This is a genomic window from Hathewaya histolytica (assembly GCF_901482605.1).
GTDB lineage: Bacteria > Bacillota > Clostridia > Clostridiales > Clostridiaceae > Hathewaya > Hathewaya histolytica.
This window is the reverse complement of the sequence record NZ_LR590481.1, coordinates 273999-295085: the sequence shown is the minus strand read 5'-3', so window position 1 is coordinate 295085 and position 21087 is coordinate 273999. Positions and strand designations below refer to the sequence as shown.

The following is a 21087-nucleotide window of genomic DNA, read 5'->3' as shown; positions in this document are numbered from 1 at the left end:
TATTATATTCAATTTAAAAAGGATATATGCTAGATTTCATAGCATATATCCTTTTATTATATTTATTAAAAATACTCAGTTATTTAACAATAATCTTCTTAGTGTAGTCATTTAATTTTTTACTAATAGTTTTTAAATTTATACCAAACTCATTTACCTTTTCCATAGAAGATATTTGTTTTTGTATTAATGCTGAGACTTCTTCTGTACCAGCTGCAGTTTCTTCAGATACAGATGCTATTTCTTGTATAGAATACATTACAACTTCCCTATCCTCATTCATCCTTTCCATATTTTTAACTAATATATTTAATTTTTCTATGGTTTTATTATAGGTTTCATCCATAATATCGAAATATCCTCTTTCTTTCTTCAGAGCTTTATAACTCTCCTGATTTGCAACAATACACTTATCCATATTTTCTTTGGAGTCTCTAATTCCTAATTTTAATTCTTTTAATATATCTCCTATAACCTTTGTTGACTCCTTAGTTTTTTCAGATAAATTTCTTATCTCTTCTGCTATTACAGAAAAACCTTTACCATTTTCTTTTGCTTTAGCAGCCTCTATAGTTGCATTTAAAGATAAAAGATTTGTCCTTATTGCAATTTCTTCTATTACATTAATAATATCTCCAATACTTTCTGATTTTTTTGAAAGATCACTTACTATGGTAAAAGTATTTTCTATATTATTTTTGTTTTCTGCAAACCTTTCTTCTAAAATATTTAAAGCCTCTAAAGCATTAGAAATATTCTTTTTTTCTTCCAATGAAAATCCTTTTAATACACTAGTTTCATTTACTAAAAGTAAAATTTTATCAGATAAGCTTTCTAACTTTTCAGATCCATTCTGTGTGCTTTCAGCAAGTTCTATAGCACCCTTAGAAAGTTCATCCATAGTTATAGAAATTCCACTTATAGAACCTTCAGTTTCTTTTAAACTTTTTTCCATTGTAACTGACCCTTTTAATATATCTATGGAAGACTCTTTAATTCCCCTTCCAATATAAATTAAACTATCCTTAAGTGTAATTAAGGATCTAGACATTTCACCTAATTCATCTTTTCTATTTAGAACATCTTTATCTATAAAATCCTTAGTTAAATCGAACTTAGACATATAATTTAAAATTCTAGTTACACATTGAACAGGTTTACCTATATTTTTAGATAATATAAGTGATGTTATTAATGATACAGTTAAAATTAGTGCTAAGGAAACTATAATACTCCCCATTCCCTTAGTAATATCTATATTACTGTTATAATCCTTTATTATACTTCTAGTATTTAAAATAAAACCCATAGCCACTATAAATCCTGATAATAAATTAGATACTAATAATACAAGTCCTAATCTCCAGCTTACATTTTTAGTATTAAGTTTATCCATGTGGCTAAATCAACTCCTTTCTCAATGAAATTTTTATCCTTAGTAAACTCCAACCTTTCTTTACCTAATATCATTGTATTAAGTTATACTAATTTTGTTGATAAAATTCGACCAATTATAAATTATTTCATTAAAATAGTATATAATAATCATATATAACTGTAGTTAAAGGATGGGAGATAAATGAATGTACTTAAGAATGATTGGCATGATCTTTTAGATCAAGAATTTTCCAAAGATTATTATTTAAAACTGAGGGAGTTTTTAATTGAAGAGTATAGGAATAAAACCATATACCCAGATATGAACGATATTTTTAATGCACTTAAATATACACCATACAAGGATGTAAAGGTAGTAATCTTAGGGCAAGACCCTTATCACGGTCCTAATCAATCACATGGACTTAGCTTTTCTGTAAAGCCTGGGGTTAAAACCCCACCTTCGCTTGTTAACATCTACAAAGAATTAAATAGTGATTTAGGTTGCTATATACCAAATAACGGATATTTAAAGAAATGGGCAGAAGAAGGGGTACTACTTTTAAACACAGTACTTACAGTAAGAGCTGGAGAAGCTAACTCGCATAAAAATAAAGGGTGGGAAAAATTTACGGATAAAATTATATCTCTTATAAATGAAAAAAATGATCCTGTTGTGTTTATTCTTTGGGGAAATAATGCACAAGCTAAAGTAAAATTAATTACAAATTCAAAACATGATATAATAAAATCTGTACACCCAAGTCCATTATCGGCAAGTCGCGGCTTTTTTGGAACAAAACCGTTCTCAAAAAGTAATGAATTTCTAAAATCTATAGGAAAATCTCCAATAGATTGGCAAATAGAAAATATTTAAAAACTTTTATTGTAAAATAAAGGATTTAGTATTGAATTATAAATAAATCTATACTAAATCCTCTTTTATTCCTATTTATTATTTAAATTTAAAATATAATTACTTAAAATAAACTTAATAAACTATATATTAAAAGATAACTTTTTAGCAAAACTATTGAAATCTTCTTCTTTTTTAACTCCATTTATTAATTTTATACTATCTGAAGTATCTCCAATTAGTATTCCACTTACAAGTACATCATCTTTAAAAAAGAATTTCTTATAAATCCCCTTTTCTTTATTATTTATGGTAATTACTGACGAAGATTCTTCTGGTATAGTTCCACAACTTATAAGTGTTGTGTTCATGGCATTAAAAGAAATAACATCTACATAATCTATAAATTGTCTCTCATCTCCACAAACATTAGCTCCTGCAATCTTTGCCATTTCTATAGATGCTGGCCAGTTACCATAAACTCTTTCATTTAATTCAGCCACATCCCCGCAAGCATAAACCTCCCTAGCTGAAGTTTCCATCTTATTATTTACAATTACACCTCTATTTAAAGAAATATCCGTACCTTTAAATAACTCGATGTTAGATCTAATACCTATAGAAAATAAAACCATATCAGCCTCTATTTCTTCACCTGTATTTAGCTTAACATAAGAAATCTTATCTTCCTCCAAAATTTCTACCACTTGTGATCCTGTTAAAGCTTTCACTCCAGCTTCTTCAAGTTTTTTATTTAAAATTTGTGCACCTTCCTTATCTAACTGCTTATTTAAGATATGGTCTGCAAATTCTATAATGGTTACATCCTTACCTGATTTCTTCATTGCCCAAGCTGCCTCAAGTCCAAGAAGTCCGCCACCAACTACTACTGCTTTATTACACTTACCTATATATGATTTAATATTTTCTAAATCTTTTAAATCTCTAAGTGTAAATACACCGTTTTTATCAATTCCTTTTATTAAAGGCATGAAATTTCTACTTCCATTAGCAAGAATAAGCCTATCATAAGAAACCTCTACTCCATCCTTTAAAATAAGCTTCTTATATATTGTATTTACTTTTTCAACTTTAACACCTAATCTTAAATCTATATTATTTTCATTATACCATTCCTTGCTTGAAAGATAGAAGTTATTGTTCACCTTATCATCACCTAAAAGTTCTGATAATGCTGGTCTATAATAAGCTACCTCTTCCTCTTCAGAAAATATAGTTATATTACATGTTTTATTTCTTTTTCTTATAGACTCTGCTGCATAGTACCCTGAGGCACCGTTACCTAAAATACATATTTTATCATTATTATCTTGTGAGTAATTTATAACTTCTTCTGTAATCTCTACGAAATATTCCTCTCCAACACCACAAGCAGAACATATTTCTGGAGGTGTATCTCCTTCAAATATTTCTCCACAAATAAGACATTTCCACAATTTCTTTCTTCTAATAGAAGTGTTTGAATCCTTTGCAAATTTTGCTTTTAGCTTATTTCCAAAAGCTTCTCCATAATTAAAAGCAACCTTTAAATCCTCTTCTGAAGGTTTAAAATTTATTTTAAGTGGATCTACTACATCCATTCTAAGTTGTTTTAATCTCTCAGTTAAATTAGAAGGACCTTCTCCACTCCAACCAAAAGAACCGTAACTTCCCGCGATCTTACCACCATGAACAATGGGATTTAAATTTATAAGAATATCCCAAAGTGGTTTTAAAGCATCTCCATTAATAGTTGGAGTTCCAAGTAAAATACCATTGGATATATTTATTTTAGATAGAACATCACTAAAATCATCTTTTGAAAGGTCATAACTATTAACTTTTATATCTCCAACACTCTCTATACCTTTAGAAATTGCATTTGTCATCATTTCTGTGTATCCATAAGCAGATACATAACAAATTGAAACAGTATTTTCAAATTCTGCTGAGCCTTCTTCCAAACTCCAGATTTTATACTGATTTACTATATCCCAAAGATTCTTTCTTAAAACTGGACCATGTCCATTACATATAGCATATATTTTAAGTTCCTTAATTTTATCTATAGCTTTTAACATGTATGGCTTGAATGGCCCCATTATATTGTCAAAATAGTATTTCAGTGCCTCCCTGTAATCTCTTTCGTTTGCATTATAATCATCAAATATATCTTCATTACAATAGTGACATCCAAAAGAATCACAAGTAAAAAGCACATTATCTTCCTTTAAATAAGTATACATCGAATCTGGCCAATGTAGAAATGGAGCTGATATAAATTCTAAAGTTTTCTCTCCTAAGTCTAAGGTTTCTCCCTCTTTTGCTTCAATATAGTCAAACTCCATATTGGTAATATCCTTTAAAAATCTTAGTGCAGTTTGGGATGCAACAACCTTAGCTTTAGGAGAAAGTTTTAGTAACTTATCTAAAGAACCTGCATGGTCGGGCTCTGTATGATTTAATATAATATAATCCACATCTTCAAGGTTTACATTTATAGATTTTAGTCTTTCTAAATACTCATCGAAAAACTTTTCCTTTACTGTCTCTACGATGGCTGTCTTATTTTTTCCTTTTATAACGTATGAATTATAAGTTGTTCCAAAAGGTGTATACATTATGATATCAAAAATCCTCAAGTTAGGGTCTAGTGCTCCACACCAATAAACATCTTTTTTAATTTCATATGCTTTCATAAATACACATCCCCCTAATTCCTTATTTTTATTGTAAAATAAAGATTATTAATCAATAATGATTGTTATTATTATAACAATATTATATCATATAAATAATTAAGTACAACCAATTAATTTCATTTTTCTTAATATTCCTTATTTAAAGTAACAATGAACATTCTGTGTAATATTATATTTCATAATAAATTTATAAAATTTAAATTTACTGAAAAGACAATATTTTAAAAATACTTGTTTATTATATATATAAAACAATGTATAATATAAATTAGATAAATATATTATATTAAAATATATTATAGTAACAAATAATTCAAAACTTTATTTACCTTATAAAAAAGTCTATTCCACAATGCTATGGAATAGACTTTTTTGACCTTTGCTCTATTTAATAATTTTATTTAATTTTAATAATCCTTATCAAATAAAAAAGACTTAATTAATCCGAAAAATTCTCTTACATAAAAATTAGGTTTTATATAGGGATGCAACTCTGCTGGAAGTCCGTAGGGCTCAAATCCATTTCTTTTTGCTAGCATCTTCGACCTCAGCATATGAAAATTATTAGTAATTATTAACACTTTCTTTTTATCCTCTTCACCTATATTATTAAGTTTTTCTCTTGAAAATTTGAAATTCTGAAAAGTATTCCTTGATTTACTCTCTTTGACTATTCTATCTTTTGCTATACCATTTTCAATTAAATATTCCTCCATAGCTTCAGATTCTGTAATATCTTCACCTGGTCCCTTGCCTCCTGATACTACAACTCTCATATCAGGATTATCTCTTAAATATGTTAGTGCCATATCCATTCTTTGATGTAAAGATTGAGAAAGTTTCCTTCCTTTAAGACCTGCCCCAAGTACAATTACTATGTCCACTTTCTCTTTATCAACTACTTCACCATTGTATATTATAAAACCTTCTAGAATAATAAAAAAAGAAAAAAATAAGATAAACAAAGCTGTTATCAATCTTTTAAAAACTCCCCTTCCTTCATTATAAGAAGATCCTTTACAACCCTTTTGGTTTTTATAATAGTTTTGTCTATTTTCTCTTCCTATGGATAGTATAATTAGTATAGCTCCCAATATAATCCAAAACTTAGAAAAAGCTATAGGCCCAAAAAACTTAAGAGTAAAGAAATAAACTATAGATAATATTCCAAGTAAAAATAAAACAAAGTTACTTTTTCGCATACTAAACCTCATTATCCCTCTTCCCCCTATAATTTATATACTTAATAGTACTTTTCCTTTTCTTCCCCATTTAAAACTCTTAGTACTCCCTCTACCAAATAAAGCATTTCATCTTTTCCTTTGTACACAATTATAGGTGCGATTCTACTTACCCTTTCCTTAATCTTTTCAACCATTTGGTTACAATAAGCAAGTCCACCTGTAATTAATATGGCATCAACTTTTCCTTCTAGTACAACTGCACACTTTGCAATTTCCTTTGTTATTTGATAAGCCATGGCGTTAAAGAGAACTCTAGACTTTTCATCACCTTTCTTTGCCTGTTCTAATAACACCCTTACATCACTATGATTAACATAAGCCATGCAACCCCCCTTACCATTTACATGCTTTATCATCTCTTCGAGAGTATACTTACCACTAAAGCAAAGTTTAACCAGGTCTGTAATTGGTACACTTCCAGAATGTTCTGGGGAAAAAGGACCTTCTCCTTCAAGACCATTATTAACATCTATAACTCTTCCATTTTTATGTGCACCAACAGTAATTCCGCTTCCTATATGAGCAACTACTAAATTTATATCCTCATATCTTTTATGATGAGTTTTTGAATAAGCTTTTGCTATAGCTTTTTGACTTAATGCATGAAAATAACTTTTCCTTTGTATAGCTTTAATTCCAGTAATTCTTGCAACATCCTCCATCTCATCTACTACTACAGGATCTACTATAAAAGGTTTCATACCAAAGTTCTTAAATAAATTGTAAGCAAGTAATGGTCCTAAATTTGATGAATGGGTTCCATACCTTTCTATCTCTAAGTCATTAACCATATTTTCATCTATAACATAGGTTCCACTTTCTATGGGTTTTAAAGGACCTGCTTTAGCCACTACATAATCTATATCATCAATATCTATCTTCTTATTTTTAAGAAAGTCTAATATTATACCATACCTATAATCAGTCTGATCTTTGATATGAGAAAACTGATTAACTTTTCCTACGGTATGTCTTATATTCTCCCCTATTATTTTTTCTCTTTCCTCATATACAGTAATTCCAGTAGAAATATATCTGGTGTTTAGAACTAAAATTTTAGGCTTTTTCTTATTTAAATCCTTCCTTCTAACTGCATTCATTAAATAGACACCTCATTCTCATAGATTTTAGCTTCTTCTTCACAACTTAAAACCCTTAAGGTACCTTTTGCTAAAGCTTCCATCTGATATTCTCCTGGAACCACCTTTACGGGACCCAAAAAACTTACCTTTTTCTTTATATATGATATAACATTTTCATTTTTACTTAGAGGCCCTGTTAGAATTATTTGGTCTACTTCAAGATTTAAAGCCGTACACATGGCACCTATTTCTTTACTTATGTTATAATTCATAGCTTCTACTATTAGACTATGTTCATTAGATTCCGTTATATATTTTTCTATATCTTTATAATTATCAGTACCATAATATTGTACAAGTCCTGATTCCTCAAATATTTCCTTTAAGAAAGATTTAAAATCTTTTTTATCATTATATGCCATATGTATTATTTTCAAAGGTGGGATACTACCACATCTTTGTATGGAAAAAGGTCCTTCATCATAGAAATTATTTGTATCTATTATCTTCCCATTTTTAAGTGCTACAATTGAAAAATCTTGACCTAAGTGTGCAACTACAAAGGAACTTTGTTTAAATTCTATTCCAAGCTTATTGCTTACCATCTCAGCCACATACTTTATGTTAAGTGCATGACTTAAAGCTTTTCTATCTACATATGGAATTCCAGATATTCTAGCTACATCCATCATCTCATCCACACTCATGGGATCTACTATAAATGAAGGTATATCTGCTTTTCTGCTGATTTCATGTGCTATTATGCCTCCTAGATTAGATACATGTTCCCCCGCATATGATATTCTTAAATCTTCTAGCATTTTATATGTTACTTTATAAGTTCCCCCTGGAGTCGGTCGTAAAATACCACCACGTCCTACTACAGCCATAATCTCACCTAAAGGAAGTTTAACTTCCTTTAACCAATTCATAACAGAGCGTATCCTCTCTTCTTTTTGGTCATATACCTTAATAGTTTTCCCCTCAATATCTAAATGCTTTTCTAAAACTTTCTTACCCTTTTTATTAAAGATAGCAACTTTAGTATAGCCATAATGAGGATTTACAACTAATATAAACTTTTTCTTATCCATATTACTAAGCCTCCTAAAAACTGTATACTTAATCTAAAAAGTTTAAGATAATTAATATGTCCATTTTTGCATTACTCTTTCTACCACCTTAACACCATCTACTGCTGCTGAAATAATTCCACCTGCAAATCCTGCACCTTCACCTGTAGGATATAAGCCCTTAACAGATATACTTTCAAGTTCTTCATTTCTATCCATTCTAACAGGAGCAGAAGTTCTAGTTTCAATTCCAGTCATTACAGCATCATCCATAGCGAATCCCTTTATTTTTCCATCAAAATTAAGTAATCCTCTTTTTAAAGAATCTATAACGTAACTAGGAAGGCATTTATTTAGCTCTTTAAATTCATATCCTCGTGTAAAACTTGGTTGAACTGCTCCTATTTTCGTACTTTGTCTACCTTTTATAAAGTCACCCACTAATTGAATAGGTGCCACATGATCTCCTCCACCCAATGAATAAGCTAATTTTTCATAATGTCTTTGAAATTCCATACCTCCTAGTGGATTATCAATTCCAAAGTCTCCTTCTCCAATTGAAACTACAATGGCTGAATTCGCATTAGACTTATCTCTTTTAGAATAGCTCATTCCATTAGTAACTAGTGCATTCTCCTCTGAAGAAGAAGCCACAACCACCCCTCCAGGACACATGCAAAAACTATAAACACCCCTACCTGTAACTTCATCTGTATAAGCTAGCCTATAGTCTGCTGCCTTTAACCTTGGATGACTTGCATATTTACCATATTGGTTCTCATTAATAAGCTCTTGTGGATGCTCTATTCTAACTCCTATGGCAAAAGGTTTAGGACTCATAAAAACTTCTCTTTTATGTAACATTTCATAGGTATCTCTAGAACTATGACCAATAGCTAAAATCAATACCTCGCAAGGAACTTCTTCTCCATTTATAATTGCAGCCTTTATCTTCTTATCTTTAACTACTATATCTTGGAGTTTACTATTAAATCTAACCTCTCCACCTAAGCTTATAATTTTATTTCTTATATTTTTCACCACTTCTTTTAAGACATCTGTCCCAATATGCGGTTTTCCCATATATCTAATTTCTTCTTGTGCTCCACCATCTATAAGTTCTTTTACTATGTAGTCACATCTAAAATCCTTGCTTCTTGTAGTTAACTTTCCATCTGAGAAAGTCCCAGCTCCACCTTCTCCAAACTGAACATTGGATTCAGTATTTAAGTTGCCACTTTTCCAAAACTCTTCTACGGTTTTACTTCTATGGTCTACATTTTCACCTCGTTCAATAATAATGGGCCTATACCCCTTTTGAGCCATAAGAAGTCCAGCAAATAACCCTGCTGGACCCATTCCTACTATTATTGGTCTTGTAGTAAGTTTTTTATCTCCTAATTTAAAATCTGGAACATAACTTTCTTTTTGCAGAAAAACTTCATTACCCTTAAGCTTCTTAACTATGTTATCCTCATTATCACATTCCAAGGACACTTGATAATTAAACTTTATAGAATCTTTTTTTCTTGCATCAATAGATTCTTTTAATATTTTTAATTCCTTAATATCTTTTTCATTTATCTTAAGCTTTTTAGATACTTTTAATTTTATATCTTCTTTATGTTCATCTATACTTAAAATTATATTGTTTACTTGAATTGACATGAAGTCCTCCTAATTTATTGTTTCTTTTTAACATCTACCTTAACCTCTGTAAATTCTTTAGATACTAGGGTGACACCCTTAGGTAAGGTAAGCTCTACTTTTATACTGCTCTGTCCTTCCGTTTTTACTTTGCTTAAATCCACATAAGCTTTGAAATTAGATTCACTTAAGTTATTTAAAACTTTTTCATCTCCTAAGATCTTAAAATTTAACTTCTCTTTATCAATATTAGCTATTAAGTCTTTAGATAAATTTGTTATATTTATAGTGGATGTGAATTCTTTTTCTACCTTTTTTACACTATCTGGTATAGGTTCTTCTTTAGGTACAACTTCCTTTGGTGTAATCTTTATAGCTACGTTTATTGCACCAATATTCCCTAGCACCTCTATATCTCTAGGTATTACTAATTTAACTTCTTTATTAGAGTTACTTGTAAGTCCATTTAAATTTATCTGCTCAGTTTTTATAAAAGTAATGTTTCGTATTACCTTTTCTTCTCCACTTATTTTTACCTTATCTTTAGATGGCTCTACACCATTTAAATTGAAGTTATTTGCTATTGTCCCTACTGTATCTACTTTTATGGGAACTTCTTTTGTTATATTAATTCCTAAAGTAGCATATACCCTTGAAGGTTCTATTTTGACTCCCTTAACTTCTTCTCCTGATGGATCCACCGGCCTCACATTTACCGGTACAGTTTTGGACTGAGAAACTTTTGATATATCTACAGTTCCTATAACCTTATCCACTAGACCAACTTGTTTGGAAGGTCCTAAAACTTTTACTTCATTTGGATTTGTAATGGTTTCCTTTACAACCTTATCATTAGAGCTATTCCCTTTTAAATTCACTAGAACAGAAACTGTTCTTTCTACTACCTCATCTATATCTAGTTTAACCCATAAATCCCCATTATTAACCACAGTTAAATTTGAAGGCATTTTCTCAATCTCTACAGGAAGTCTATTTTCTCCTTTTCTTACTATATATCCGCTTAAATCGGCAATTATATTAAAGTCCCCAGCCTTTGCTTTGTATACTTCTGAGGCTCTTCCTTGAACTTTAATATCTACGTAATAATTATCTTGTTTTGTTAAGGCTAATTTGTTTTGAGAGATTATATCCGCATTCTTAATATGAACGGGCACTTTTTTTATAGTATAATTTACCAAAGGGTTTTGGGTGTTAGAAATATAAAGCCATAAAGTTATAGCTGCCATTACACAACCTATCTTTACTACTAATTTTCCTTTTCTTTCTTTATCCATGACTTCACCCTCTCCAATAAAGTTATTTTCTTTGGCTGTCTATTTGCTATTAATTTTGATAAAACTCCTCTTAATCTATCTCTATCATAATTTCGTATTATTCTACCATTCAAAGCTATAGAAATGATACCCGTTTCCTCAGATACAACAATAACTATAGCATCTGATGTCTCTGAAAGTCCTATAGCTGCCCTATGCCTAGTGCCAAGCTTTTTATTTAATTCATTATTTTCAGTAAGAGGTAAAAAGCACCCTGAAGCCACTATTCTATTATCTCTTATAATGGTAGCACCATCATGTAAAGGGGTATTTACAACAAATATATTTTCAAGCAAAGCCGACGATACTACAGCATCTAGCTTTGTTCCTGTATTAATTATCTCACCAATACCAGTACGTTGCTCTATTACAATTAAAGCCCCTGTTCTAGTTGCAGATAGATTATCAACAGCACTTACTATCTCACCTACAACCTCATTTCTAATTTCTTCGTCCTCTAATATATGTCTATCAGTAAAAGTACTTCTTCCTAAGTGTTCAAGCGCTTTTCTAATCTCAGGCTGGAAGATAATTACTATAGTTAGTACACCTATTGTAATAGTTTCGTTTAATATCCAGTTTAAAGTCGTTAGGTGAAAAAATCCACTTATAGGTATTAATAAAAAAACAAAAAGTATTCCTTTTAATAATTGTTCCGCTCTTGTTTCTTTTATTAAATTATATGTTTTATAAAATATAAAAGAAACGACCATAATATCTAGAATGTTAAATATTCTTATGTTTTCTATAGTATTCATAAAACCATTTAAAAATGTATTAAAATATTCCACCTTACTCACCTCAAAACTTTCCACTTTATTATAATGTATAATTTAATTATACACTATTAAATAATTATATAGTATAACTTTCTATAAACTTTAACCACTTCTTCCCCACTACCTAATACTATGATTCAGCTTTAAATTTTATAATTATTTCTATATAATTGATATAAAATATATATCAGTAAATACTAAATTAAAAGGAAGTGATAAAAGTGAAAAATAAAAAAACATTAATAATAAGTTCCGTATGTATTTTAATACTAATAGGAGTTTTCTTCTCTATTTATTATTATTTTGTATTTAGAAATACTTCTATATACAACAAAACAGTAAAAAACTACATAATAAAGATAAACAAAATAAATAATGATGTAAACACTTACAGTAGTAACGGAGATTTAGATATAACTAAAATTAATAGTGAGCTATCTAAAAATGTTATAGAACCTTTAGTTAATCATAAAAATAACATTTTAAAATTAAATCCTCCTGAAAAATATAAGGCTAGACAAAAATATTTAGTAGATGGCCTTGAAAATAACATAATGATCTATAAACAAGCTTTTACAATAATAAATAATGCTAATAATATGAACCTTAATAAGTCTTTAGAAGATCTTAAATCCTATAGGGATAAAACTGATTCAAATTATTCTCTTGCGAAAGGAGAAGCCTTTGATATCCAATTCCCCCCTACTCTAAACACTTTTATTGATACTGTGCTTAGCTTTGGAAACAAATCCTTAGAAAAGCAAACTCAATTAAAAATAAAAGAAGCTCAAAATGTTCAATTTAAGAACAGTGTAGAAATTGCAAAAAATAAATTAGAAGACTTATTAAATAAAAATAGTTATGTAGATAATATATCTAGAATTAGAGAAGAAAATAGGATTTTTGAACCTGTACTAGAATCTATAAAAAAAGATAAGGAGACCTTATCTGATATTTTTATTTCTTTATCTGAAATCCCTATTCCTGAAGATAAAAATAATATATTTTCTACCCTGCAATCTATATTAAAAGACTATAGTGTTTACCTCCAAACTCTAAATGACACTCTTGAATCAGAAAATAATAGTGAAAACACTGGAATATTTATTAAAAAATCATTTGAAAACTCTTACACTGAAAATGAAAAAAACTTAGAAAACATAAAAAATAAATTTAATAAATTCAAAGATTCACTAAAAAATATTTAAATTCTTATTAAATTTTGTATTATTTTTTGAGATTTGGTTAAAATATCATTAGCCTAAGTAAATGCCAATTTAAAATTTAGGTTATAACGCGGAGGAACCATTATTAGGGGTGAATCATTAAGTTATGTAGGTTATCCTTTACCGAACCCGACAGCTAACTCCGTAGGCAAAAGGAAGGGAGAAATATGAATACCAAAAAATTAATATTAACATTTACACTAGTACTTAGTTTTTTAGTGTTTACTTCGCCAACTACCAATGCTTTAAGTGCAAATAAGCAAAATGAAAAGAAAGTAGTAGCACTTAATTCTTATGCAGAAGGTAAAAAGCTATACAATGAAAAAGATAATGCAAAAGCCGTATTCAATAACAATCATCAACAGCTCAAAGTTACGGATAAAGACATTTATCTTATGGCACAAATAGTTTATGGTGAAAGTAGAGGTGAACCTTATAAAGGTAAAGTTGCTGTCGCATCAGTAATTCTAAATAGGGCAAGAGATTCTCACTTTCCTAAATCCATAGAGGGTGTTATAAAACAAAAAGGTGCTTTTTCTTGTGTTCAAAATGGAGTAATAAATGTAGTTCCAACAGAAGAATGTTATTCAGCCGTATTTGAAGCACTTAAAGGTAATGATCCTACAAATAAAGCCCTATTTTTCTATAACCCTAAAATAGCTACTTGTGGCTGGATGAAAAATACTAAAAAATCTAATGAGCAATCTATTGGTAGACACGTTTTCTTTATAATTAACTAAATCAAACTACTTAACTTGAGAAAAAAACTTATTTTACTTAAGAGAAAATTCTATTTTATTATATTAAAATAGTTTAAATATATAATTAATAAGTACACTATATTTTTAATAAGCTAATTAAAAGGATAAAAAATGGAGAGCTAAACAGGAGGGTACTGAAAAAGTACCCTCCTAATCTTAATAGACATAACACTACAGTTTGTGTAGATGTTATGTCTATTTTTTAGTATAATTTTTATATTACTAATTTAAGCAGGTGATTTTATGTTAATGCATCAAAAGATGATATTAAGCGAATATGGTGATATATATGATAGGATTATCCCTAAAGATAATATGTTGAGAAGGATTAAAGAAATGGTAGATTTCTCATTCATCTACGATGAATTAGTTTCTACATATTGCAATAATAACGGTCGCGGAGCGATTGACCCAATAAGAATGTTTAAATATCTTTTACTAAAAACTATTTTCAATATTTCTGATGTAGATGTTGTTGAACGCTCTAAATATGATATGTCTTTTAAATATTTCTTAGATATGGCTCCGGAGGAGGATGTAATTAATCCAAGTTCTTTAACTAAATTTAGAAAGCTACGCTTAAAGGACACTAATCTAATGGACATGCTAATTTCTAAAACCGTAGAAATAGCATTGGAAAAGGAAATTATAAAATCAAAATCAATTATTGTTGATTCAACTCATACCAAAGCTAGATACAATCAAAAAACACCTAGGGAAGTTTTAATTGAACAATCTAAAAAACTTCGAAAGTCAGTTTATAACATTGATGAGTCAATGAAAGCAAGGTTTCCTAATAAAGTTAACAACGGTCTTCTTGAGGATGAAATAGAGTATTGTCAAAAACTTATATCAGTTATTGAAAAAGAAGAGGTCATTTCAAGTTATCCAGCTGTAAAAGAAAAATTAAATTTATTAAAAGAAACAATCGAAGATGATTTAGAGGTTTTGTCATTCTCTAAAGATGCTGACGCAAAAGTTGGACACAAAACTGCTGATACATCTTTCTTTGGGTATAAAACTCATATTGCAATGACTGAGGAACGTATTATTACTGCTGCTGTAGTTACTTCGGGAGAAAAACACGATGGAAAACAACTAAAATCACTTATTGAAAAGAGCGAAGCCTCTGGCTTAAACATAGAAAATATTATTGGAGATGCAGCTTATTCAGAAAAAGAAAATATAGAATATGTAAATGAAAGTGAAAAAAATCTAATTGCAAAGCTTAGTAAATCAGTATCTCATGGTAACAAAAGACAAACTAAAACGAAGTTTGAATATAATAAAGATGCAGATATGTATGCGTGTGAAGCTGGCCATATGAGTACTAAGAAAACTAGTACTAGACCTAAAAAACATGCCAAAGATGGACTAGGTACAGTAATTTCTTATTTTTTTGATGTTAAAAAGTGTCAGTGTTGCCCTTTAAAACAAGGGTGCTATAAAGAAGGTGCTAAAACTAAATCATACTCAGTTTCAATCAAAACGAATACGCATCAAAAACATATTGAATTTCAAGAAACTGATTTTTTTAAAGAAAAATCAAAAGAGAGATATAAAATTGAAGCTAAAAATAGTGAAATGAAACATAGACATGGGTATGATGTTGCGTCAGCCGCAGGTCTTGTTGGCATGCAAATGCAAGGTGCATTGACCATTTTTGCTGTAAACTTGAAGAGAATATTGACTCTAAGCAATCAGTAAATATACCCGATTAGGGTTTAATAATACAAAAAGACTCAAGCTCATACCACAAAATGGTATAAACTTGAGTCTTTTAAATTATGTAAAAAGTAAACCCCCGAAAAACTATAAGTTTTTCAGTGGTCTCGCTAAACAGCTCTCCATTTTATTTTAATATAATATTTACTCCCCAAAGTATGATGTTCTATTAAAATTATATTAAAAGTTAATATATAAAGGTATTATTCTACAGAATCTAAATATTCTACAACCTTTGAAGATGCTATAAGCCCTTCTGCAGCAGCTACTATATATCTATATGGTCTTCCAGTACAATCTCCTGCTGCAAAGCACCCATCTAAATTAGTCTTCATATTTCTATCAACTTTTATAAATCCATTCTCTAATTCTATTCCTGGAACTAAATCAGCATAATCTGACACTTCTTTAAGAATAAATACACCTTCTATATTTAACCTACTATTATCTTCGAAAACTACAGCTTCTATTATTTCTTCACCTACTATTTCTGTTGCTTTAGTTCTAATTATTTCTATATTTTCATTTAATATATGATCTCCAAAATTCTTATACATAGGTATATAGTGAACTTTAGCACCCATATTCGCAATATAATTAGCCTCTTCTTCTGAATATTTCCCATAACCAATCACAGCAACAGTACTCTCTCCATATAAAGGTGCATCACACTTAGCACAATAGCTAACACCCTTACCATGTAAGTTTTCTTCATTAATTAAGGGCTTGCCGTAATTTGCTCCTACAGCAATTATGATAGCTTTAGCTTCATAGGTTGTGTCTCCACTCATTAAGGTATAATATTCACCCATATTATAAATATTATCTATTCTTTCCTTAGTTATTTCTATACCTAAAGATTCTATATGATTCTTAAAATTATCTTTGAGAGCTATTCCTGATATTTTATGAAAACCTAAATAATTGTTTATTTCCCTAGCTCTCACTAATTTCTCGCTTAGTTCCTCTGTACCAAAGAATATAAAATTCCTATTCTTACGTTTTAAATTAATAGCAGCCTCTAACCCTGCTGGCCCGCTACCAATTATAGCTACATCATATCTTTTCATGTTCTACCTCACCTTAAAGATTCTTTTGTACAAAACTTTTCACCTGTGGTTTTGGTTTAAATCCAACCATCATATCCTTTAATTCACCCTCATTAAACACCATAAGTGTAGGTAAATTTTTTACATTAAACTTTTGTGCTAATTGTGGATTATCTTCTACATTTATTTTAACAAACTTTACTTTTTCACCCATCTCTTCTGATACTTCTGATAATATAGACATCAACATTTTACAAGGGTTACACCAAGAAGCCCAGAAGTCAGCTACCACTAACTTTCCTTCTCCTAATACTTCCTTATCAAAATTTAAACCATTTACTTCTAACATGAACATAACCTCCATATTAATTTATGCCTTATTTGCTTTACAATCATAAAGTCAATTTTATATAGTTTTATATTAATAGTCAAATAACCTAGAAGTGACTGATTAAATTTACTTTCATATTAGCCTAGTTTTTTTAACTCTTTTTCAAAGACCCTATATTTTTCATCATTTAAATTCTTGTAGGTATCTCTTAAATAATATAAAACGTCTTTAAGATAACTGCCATTTTTAACATAATTTTTTTCCTTATATTCTGTGTAGTATCTCTCATAAATTTTCAGTGCTTCTTTTGTATTCCCTACTTTTTTATATGCAACTCCTAACATATAAAGACCATCCTCATAAGGAAATTTACCTACTCCATAAGAAATCCCTTTACTATAATATTTAATAGCTTCATTAAAATTTCCTTGTTTAGATAAATCTCTTCCTTTAAAGTAATAATACTCCCCTGCTCCCTTATTCATAAACTCAATAGCTTCATTAAAAAACATTTTATCGTTTACATCTAATTCTTCTCTTTTCCAATTTCTTAAAACTTGATCTAGGTCATCAAACTTCTCACCATCTATAGATGCTTTTATATTTTCCTTTGGAAATGAATCCTTCTTATGCTCACTAGTTTTCTTATTAACATTCTGAGCTTTTTCTTTTGAATTTTCTGTGTTAATCTTTTTATTACTGTTTGCCTTTTCATGTTCTAAATTTTTATCATCTCTTTTTTTATCTATCTTAGAATTTTCTTTTTTAATATCCTCTCCATTTTTTATAGTATGCTTTTCTTTACTAACCTCTACATTCTTTTTTTCTTTTGCTATGTTATTATTGGGTAAAAGCATAAATTTATAAAATAAACTACTACATATAAATAAAAGAATTACAACTAAAGGTATATACATCTTTTTTTTATGTATATTTAGCTTACTATCCTTTGGTATTATACCTAAATCTGATAAACTTTGTTTATTTTGAAGAGCTATTTCATTCTTATTATCTAATTTCAAAACCTCGTCCATACACATGAGAGCGTTTTTATAATCAGCTTTTTTTATATAACATTTAGAGAGTTCATTATTTACATTTATAGTATTAAAATTAGTTTTCTCCTTGCACAGTTTAAGTCTTTCTATGGATTTTGATATTTGAAAACCTTCAATATAGTGAAGAGCTTCTCCATATAAAGTTGCATACTCTTCATCTTTTATACTATCTGCTAGATACTTTCTTGATATTTCATCTTTATTATTTCTATAATTAATATTCCAAAGGTTCCTAGCTTTATTCATATCTCCCTTTAAATAGTATAAGATGCCATTAAAATTCAATAGATTATTATTTGAATTTATATCATCTCCTAAACTCTCACAAAGATTTATGGCTTTTTCCAAGTGTCCCTTATGATAATAATTTAAAACTTTTTTATAAACTTTATTAGCCTTACTCATATAAAACTCCCTCTTTTATAAATTCCTTTACAAAACTAATAAATACAGTAATAGCTAGGAGGTCTGCCGCTCCCCCTGGACTTATTCCCATTTCACAAAACTCTTTATCTAATTTTAAAATCTCAGCTCGTCCACTTTTAGTCTTAACTCCACCTAAACTCATTATATTTCTTGACCTTTCTTGCATATAATAAAGAGTATCTATAGATTTTCTATGAAGAACTGTAGTATCCTCACAATATGACATTATACATATTAATGTATGTACGAGCCTCTCTCGTTCATTTAAGCTTGAAGATTTTTCATATAACGGAAGGGCTCTATTAAATACTATGGGTATTCCACTCTCAACTTCCCCTCTTATTCCTTTTAGACCGTACTTTAGGTAGAGCTTTTCACCATATGTAAGATTCTCTTTTATCATATTTTCTTTGTTTATTTTAAGTTCATTCTCTACAATTCCCTTTGTCATGCTCTTTATAATCTCTGTAATACTTTCAAAAGGTAACTTTTCATATATAGTCTTTGCAGTAGCTGCTAAGGTTATGCCCATTAAAAATATCATTCCCTTGTGGGTGTTAATACCCTTTGTTTTACATAGCATACTTTTCTCTGCCTCTATCCCAATCCTTCTTATACTAAGAAAAATCTCATAAGGACTCTTATGATTAAATCCTTTCTCTGCAAAAACATACATATAAGGAGTAAGCGCAGAAGTGCTATTTAGAAAAGTAAAGTAATCCATATCCTTATGTGCACCATTAGAAATGGGTGTCACAAGACCTGGCTTAGGATATGCAGAAATCTCATAAAGCATAGCAAGTTCTGCAAATCCACCTAGACTATTTATAATTTCTTCTCTATTTATCATCATGAACTTTCTCCATATTTATGTATTTTTCATATCTATTTTCTATAAAATCTATAATACTCTTTATATTATGTTTCTTGCTTCTAACACAGAGATGAGCATACTCATTACATAAAAAACACACTCTCTTATCATATCCTATATCACTTCTGCTTAAAGAATTACCAAGAGCATTGTAAACATCAATATCTAAAGTTCTACCCAAAATATGAGTTTCCTCTATGTCCACCGTTGTTTTCTTTATTTTTAAGCTGTCACCTTTTATAACCCAAAATACCAAAGGACCTTCTGCAGTAAAGTCTTCCTTACTAAACAATATATCTGCCTGAAAAATTTTATAAACCTCCTCTTTCATTATGCCTATTATATCCCTTGTAAGGCGATTATCTTTTTCTATTCCTGGATAATTCACTCGCATAACTACTAGAGTTTCTTTATACTCTTCTATCAAATCTTCTTGAAAGCTAACCCTATACTCTCTTGCATTTAAAACATCTTCTGCACTATACATAATCCTAATGTGGGGAATTACTAGACTTAATCTTCTCCACAATCTCCCTTCCCTCTATACTGTTTAAAAACTCATAAGTAACCCTTGGAACAAGGTTTTTAACCTCTTCTAGCTTATCATGTTTTATTAGTTCTCTAACCTTTGAAGCACTTATTTTTTCTTCTTCTTCTTCTTTTCTTTCAAGTATAATAAGTTCTTTATTATATCTTCTAAAGTTCTCTTCTAATGACTCATTATAAGCTCTAGTAACCTTACAATAAGGTTCTTCTCCAACAAATCTTTTGCTTATGTTAAACCTACTACAAAAATATCTTAGGAAAATTTCACTATCTAACTTAGTATAAGCAGTTAGTATATCCTCCTCTTTTCTTAAGAAATATAATGGGAATGTTGCAGAAGAAATTATATACTCTCCACCTTCTATAACCTTAACATTTCCTAAATCTCGTACCCCCTCTTTTACCAAATTGTATCTCACATTAAAAGGAAATAAAGACTTATCTTCCTGAACTATAAACACTAATACCTCTTCAGCATCTTTAGATGCCTGTTCTATTAAATATCTATGGCCAAAGGTAAAGGGATTACAATTCATAACTAAAGCACTTCTTTGTTTTTTATCATTTAAATTATACTTTTTAGCAATTTTGTCTAAATATTTATCTATGTTATACATACCATTTTCAAGTAATGCAACCTTATTTACTTCTACAATCAAAGAATATCCGAGTCCTGTAAAAATAGGTATATTATCAGGCTTTGTAAAAATAAAGCTATGATATATACCTTCTTCGAATAATTTATCATTTAGTTTAGTTATTAGTTTCTCACTAAAACCTTCTCCTCTTAATTCTTCGCTTACTGCAAAACACTTTAATACACTTTTAGCCTTAGAACAGGTTCCTTTTATATTTCCACCTTTTCTTATAACTAATGTGTAATCTAAATCTTTATCTAAACCTAAATCGTAGCTAAGTAAAAATTCTCTTACCTCTGAAACTTCTTCTATATTATTTAAATTTACTTTTTCTATGCTATATTCATACATAACCATCA

General features: G+C 29.4%; 18 protein-coding genes and 1 riboswitch. Of the genes, 4 read left to right on the top strand and 14 right to left on the bottom strand.

What is annotated here, in order from left to right:
* Nucleotides 1–79: 79 nt before the first annotated feature.
* Nucleotides 80–1396: a methyl-accepting chemotaxis protein gene (locus tag FGL08_RS01455; protein WP_138209119.1), complete on the bottom strand. Its 1317-nt coding sequence runs from the start codon at nt 1394–1396 to the stop codon at nt 80–82.
* Nucleotides 1397–1579: 183 nt separating this feature from the next.
* On the opposite strand from FGL08_RS01455, the gene FGL08_RS01450 reads away from it, so the two are divergent.
* Entirely contained in the window at nt 1580–2254 is a 675-nt protein-coding gene (locus FGL08_RS01450) for a uracil-DNA glycosylase (RefSeq protein ID WP_138209118.1), read from the top strand.
* Between the two features lie 122 nt (nt 2255–2376).
* Here FGL08_RS01450 and FGL08_RS01445 read toward each other — a convergent pair whose 3' ends face one another.
* The 7 genes from FGL08_RS01445 to cdaA form a co-directional block, all read right to left on the bottom strand.
* Nucleotides 2377–4932: an FAD-dependent oxidoreductase gene (locus tag FGL08_RS01445; RefSeq protein ID WP_138209117.1), complete on the bottom strand. Its 2556-nt coding sequence runs from the start codon at nt 4930–4932 to the stop codon at nt 2377–2379.
* 410 nt (nt 4933–5342) lie between these two features.
* On the bottom strand, nt 5343–6149 hold the full coding sequence (locus FGL08_RS01440) for a YdcF family protein (RefSeq protein ID WP_138209116.1): 807 nt from the start codon (nt 6147–6149) through the stop codon (nt 5343–5345).
* A gap of 29 nt (nt 6150–6178) precedes the next feature.
* The gene (gene buk, locus FGL08_RS01435) at nt 6179–7279 is read right to left on the bottom strand and encodes a butyrate kinase (RefSeq protein WP_138209115.1); all 1101 of its coding nucleotides are present in this window, start codon (nt 7277–7279) and stop codon (nt 6179–6181) included.
* Nucleotides 7279–8355 carry a butyrate kinase gene (buk, locus tag FGL08_RS01430; RefSeq protein WP_138209114.1) on the bottom strand — a complete coding sequence of 359 codons (1077 nt, stop codon included), beginning with the start codon at nt 8353–8355 and terminating at the stop codon, nt 7279–7281. Before buk (FGL08_RS01430) ends, buk (FGL08_RS01435) begins: the two co-directional genes overlap by 1 nt.
* Before the next feature lie 51 nt (nt 8356–8406).
* Complete coding sequence (locus FGL08_RS01425; RefSeq protein ID WP_138209113.1) at nt 8407–10002, bottom strand: NAD(P)/FAD-dependent oxidoreductase; 1596 nt, start codon at nt 10000–10002, stop codon at nt 8407–8409.
* 14 nt (nt 10003–10016) lie between these two features.
* A complete protein-coding gene (locus tag FGL08_RS01420) occupies nt 10017–11276 on the bottom strand; it encodes a CdaR family protein (RefSeq protein ID WP_138209112.1) in 1260 nt (419 codons plus the stop codon).
* A complete protein-coding gene (gene cdaA / locus FGL08_RS01415) occupies nt 11249–12073 on the bottom strand; it encodes a diadenylate cyclase CdaA (RefSeq protein ID WP_138211231.1) in 825 nt (274 codons plus the stop codon). The genes FGL08_RS01420 and cdaA overlap by 28 nt, the downstream gene beginning before the upstream one ends.
* Before the next feature lie 242 nt (nt 12074–12315).
* Here cdaA and FGL08_RS01410 point away from each other — a divergent pair, with 242 nt between their 5' ends.
* The 3 genes from FGL08_RS01410 to FGL08_RS01400 all read left to right on the top strand — a co-directional run bounded on the left by FGL08_RS01410 (nt 12316) and on the right by FGL08_RS01400 (nt 15788).
* Nucleotides 12316–13302, top strand: a complete 987-nt coding sequence (locus FGL08_RS01410; protein ID WP_138209111.1) for a hypothetical protein — start codon at nt 12316–12318, stop codon at nt 13300–13302.
* A 52-nt stretch (nt 13303–13354) separates the two neighbouring features.
* Nucleotides 13355–13486: riboswitch (cyclic di-AMP (ydaO/yuaA leader) on the top strand.
* 1 nt (nt 13487) lies between these two features.
* Nucleotides 13488–14060 (top strand): cell wall hydrolase, encoded by a 573-nt coding sequence (locus FGL08_RS01405; RefSeq protein ID WP_138209110.1) that lies wholly within the window; start codon nt 13488–13490, stop codon nt 14058–14060.
* A gap of 264 nt (nt 14061–14324) precedes the next feature.
* On the top strand, nt 14325–15788 hold the full coding sequence (locus FGL08_RS01400; protein WP_138208895.1) for an IS1182 family transposase: 1464 nt from the start codon (nt 14325–14327) through the stop codon (nt 15786–15788).
* 221 nt (nt 15789–16009) lie between these two features.
* Here the strand turns inward: FGL08_RS01400 and FGL08_RS01395 are convergent, their stop codons facing one another.
* The 6 genes from FGL08_RS01395 to citC form a co-directional block, all read right to left on the bottom strand.
* Nucleotides 16010–16876: an NAD(P)/FAD-dependent oxidoreductase gene (locus tag FGL08_RS01395; protein WP_138209109.1), complete on the bottom strand. Its 867-nt coding sequence runs from the start codon at nt 16874–16876 to the stop codon at nt 16010–16012.
* Nucleotides 16877–16889: 13 nt separating this feature from the next.
* On the bottom strand, nt 16890–17204 hold the full coding sequence (gene trxA, locus FGL08_RS01390) for a thioredoxin (RefSeq protein WP_138209108.1): 315 nt from the start codon (nt 17202–17204) through the stop codon (nt 16890–16892).
* Nucleotides 17205–17323: 119 nt separating this feature from the next.
* Nucleotides 17324–18649, bottom strand: a complete 1326-nt coding sequence (locus FGL08_RS01385; protein ID WP_138209107.1) for a tetratricopeptide repeat protein — start codon at nt 18647–18649, stop codon at nt 17324–17326.
* Nucleotides 18642–19523 (bottom strand): triphosphoribosyl-dephospho-CoA synthase CitG, encoded by an 882-nt coding sequence (gene citG / locus FGL08_RS01380; protein WP_138209106.1) that lies wholly within the window; start codon nt 19521–19523, stop codon nt 18642–18644. The genes FGL08_RS01385 and citG overlap by 8 nt, the downstream gene beginning before the upstream one ends.
* On the bottom strand, nt 19510–20073 hold the full coding sequence (gene citX / locus FGL08_RS01375) for a citrate lyase holo-[acyl-carrier protein] synthase (protein ID WP_138209105.1): 564 nt from the start codon (nt 20071–20073) through the stop codon (nt 19510–19512). The genes citG and citX overlap by 14 nt, the downstream gene beginning before the upstream one ends.
* Complete coding sequence (citC, locus tag FGL08_RS01370; protein ID WP_138209104.1) at nt 20036–21079, bottom strand: [citrate (pro-3S)-lyase] ligase; 1044 nt, start codon at nt 21077–21079, stop codon at nt 20036–20038. The genes citX and citC overlap by 38 nt, the downstream gene beginning before the upstream one ends.
* Nucleotides 21080–21087: the final 8 nt, after the last annotated feature.